Annotated in this window: 3 protein-coding genes and 1 pseudogene; all 4 read left to right on the top strand. The window is 39.3% G+C overall.

Annotated elements, in window-relative coordinates:
- Window positions 1–699, top strand: a 699-nt coding sequence (locus tag JWG45_RS01350; protein ID WP_205277994.1) for an RHS repeat-associated core domain-containing protein, incomplete at its 5' end; no start/stop codon positions are given.
- On the top strand, window positions 692–1168 hold the full coding sequence (locus JWG45_RS01345; protein WP_232380458.1) for a hypothetical protein: 477 nt from the start codon (window positions 692–694) through the stop codon (window positions 1166–1168). The genes JWG45_RS01350 and JWG45_RS01345, both read left to right, overlap by 8 nt.
- Before the next feature lie 256 nt (window positions 1169–1424).
- Window positions 1425–2516 (top strand): annotated as a pseudogene (locus JWG45_RS01340) (RHS repeat-associated core domain-containing protein); the annotation flags it as partial.
- Window positions 2516–2773 carry a DUF7660 family protein gene (locus tag JWG45_RS01335; RefSeq protein WP_205277993.1) on the top strand — a complete coding sequence of 86 codons (258 nt, stop codon included), beginning with the start codon at window positions 2516–2518 and terminating at the stop codon, window positions 2771–2773. The pseudogene JWG45_RS01340 and the gene JWG45_RS01335, both read left to right, overlap by 1 nt.
- The last annotated feature ends 271 nt before the right edge of the window (window positions 2774–3044 follow it).

Here is a 3044-nt window from a genome sequence, read left to right as displayed (position 1 = left end):
AGAGAATCCGGCTTTTACTTTTACAACGCTCGTTATTACGATCCGGGGATCGCAAGGTTTACCAGTGCGGACACGGTGATTCCAGATGAACATAACTCGCAAGCATGGAATCGGTTTGCTTACGTTTACAACAACCCAATCGGGGTAAAAGATCCGACTGGGCACGTTCCACAAAAATCTTGTGGACCTGAATACTGCGGAGGCGGACTCGGAGGAGGATCCGATAGCCGTGGTTGGGGTAATAGCTCAAAGAATTCTGATGCTGGTCAAGGTCCTTCCTCTGGGGGTGTCCGAGGATCATCATCAGGAAGCGGGAGCGGTATTAAGGGTTCAAATGTAAACAACGGATCGACTCGAACTAATGCGAAAGGTTCAACTTCTGTTTCAAACAATAGTAAAACAACCAGCAGAGCCGCAAGACGTGAAGCAATGAGAAAAGAAGGTATTCCGACAAGCCAGCAACCAAAATCTCAATCGAAAAACGCATCAGGTCGAGAATATCAATATGAAGTACCAAAAAATGGAGGTGGTAGACAAACTAAATCTGTTCAGCAACAAACAATGGACAGAAGCCATCCAAATGAAAAACATTGGGAAGCGGGAAAAGTAAAGACTGACGATTTGAGTGGCAAAATACGTTATAATAATCACGGAAGGCCTCAGCTCACTAATGACAAATCCAAGATAAATTATGAATGAAGAGACTTTAAAAAAATTTAGATATCAACTATCAATGCCTAAATATATAGCAGAAATTTCACATTTATCGTTAAAACCATTTAGTGCATCTAATTTGGTAGCATTAGATATTATGGAAGAAATTAGGCAGAAAGCAATTTCAAAATCTGAACCGAAAAAGAACATTAATATGCAATTTGAAGAAAAGTCTACAAAAAGATTTAAAGATTTTATTCAAAACCTTTATTCAAAAAATCAAAATCCCATATACATCTGGACAGAATTGAGCAATGATTGCGGTATTTATGAAATCAATTCTATTTTAGAATTTAATTTTGATTTCTCATTCGATATAAATGATAAAGGTCTCATTCATTTACTCTCTATAAATCTTAAAGATGAAATGATTTTAGATTTTTCAAATAATTATAATGAATATGAATTGGAAGTTGAACTCTGCGGACCAAATTGGATTCATATTGATTATTAAATCCTGAATCTCGCAAAAGCTAAAATTGCAGCCAACGATTATCTTGAACCGCGGAAAATCTGAAAGAAGCGAAGAAAAATTAGAACTAAGCCGTACATTAACTCAGCACCCGGATTCTCTATGGATCGCCGCGGTAGGGATCGATGCGGGGTTAAGAAATTGCTGATCCAATAAAGATTCCTTCTTCAAAAAAAACCTCAATTTCTTAACCGAAGCGGAGAGCCCGGTCCGAGCATAAGCGAGGAACCGCCCACCCAATCAATTTACAAACGTAGAGATTCTTTACCCAAGCAAATTCTACGGACTCGAATACATCGAGAGCGAGAATATCGTCACTTCGGTTAACAACGTATATCTCAACGGAATCAGAATCGCCGCCGTCGCTGAAAACGGAGCCCTCGCCTACTACTTAACCGACCAAGTGGATTCCGTTTCACACGTATTAGACGATGATGCAAACACCCTCTCCAAGATGCAATACCAACCCTATGGAGAAACCTTTGTCCATAAGGGTGATACGGACTTTGCACCCAAATACAACTCCCAGGAGTTAGACAGAGAATCCGGCTTTTACTTTTACAACGCTCGTTATTACGATCCGGGGATCGCAAGGTTTACCAGTGCGGACACGGTCATCGATGGGGAGTGGGATACACAAGGTTGGAATCGGTTCTCGTATGTGAAGGGAAATCCGATTGGGGCGAAGGATCCGACGGGGCACGAGGCGGTAATTGATACCTTAGCTGGCGTAAACCATGTTTTGGACAAAATGGGAGATGCATCATATAAAGCAGGAACAGCTTCAAAAGATGGAACATTTATTGGTAACTCGGTTGGCTTGCTTCATGATTCTGCGGGATTAACCTATAAAGTTGCGGCGGCATTAGTTCCCAAGAATCGAAAGGAACTTGAAGAGGCAGTCGCAACAGGGTATGGATCACAATTAGAAAAAGCTGCGCTAAAAAGCGGTCTCCAATACGTTGGTGGAAAATTAAAAAATCTCACGGGATTAACGACATCAAAGTCATATCCGACGATAGATCCGAGTAAAGTTAATTTTAGCCAAAGTAGTATAAAAAACACTTTTACAAACAAAACACACCCAAATATTAAGGAACTTGCGAACGGTTTGAAAGATGGTACAATAAAAGCTAAAAGTATACCGCCAATTCGCTTAGTCAATAAAGAAGGACAGTTGTATTCGCTCGACAACAGACGTTTAGCCGCTTTCAAAATAGCTAAAAAGGATATTCCTTATAGAATGGCGACAAAACAAGAAATCGCGAAAGAATCTTATAAATTCTCAAGTAAAAATAATGGTGAAAGCATTCGCATAAAAGGTGAATAATGGATTTTTCACGCGAAAAAATAGATTCAATACGAGATAAAGAAAACTTTGTTAAATTTATTTATAAATTAAGTAATGATTTTAGGGAAAATACTTCAGAATGGACTAATCAAGATATAGAATCATTTTTAGAAGCGTTAGCACGATGGGTTGAAGATTCTGATGGATATTATCAAAATATTGGAATTATCCCACCTAAAATTCCTGACTGGAAAAACATTGCTGAAATGTTTATCGCAGCTAAATACTATGAATGAGCGTGAACTTTGCAAAATTTTTATATCGTCGACCTGCGTTAGGGATCGATGCGGGGTTAAGAAATTGCTGATCCAATAAAGATTCCTTCTTCAAAAAAAACCTCAATTTCTTAACCGAAGCGGAGAGCCCGGTCCGAGCGTAAGCGAGGAACCGCCCACCAAATCAATTTACAAACGTAGAGATTCTTTATCCAAGCAAGTTCTACGGACTCGAATACATCGAGAGCGAGAATATCGTAACTTCCGTTAACAACGTATATCTCAACGGAAT

Source organism: Leptospira ainlahdjerensis (assembly GCF_016919175.1).
Classification (GTDB): Bacteria; Spirochaetota; Leptospiria; order Leptospirales; family Leptospiraceae; genus Leptospira; species Leptospira ainlahdjerensis.
Note: the sequence above shows the minus strand (reverse complement) of the source record. Positions and strands in the feature narration are given on the sequence as shown.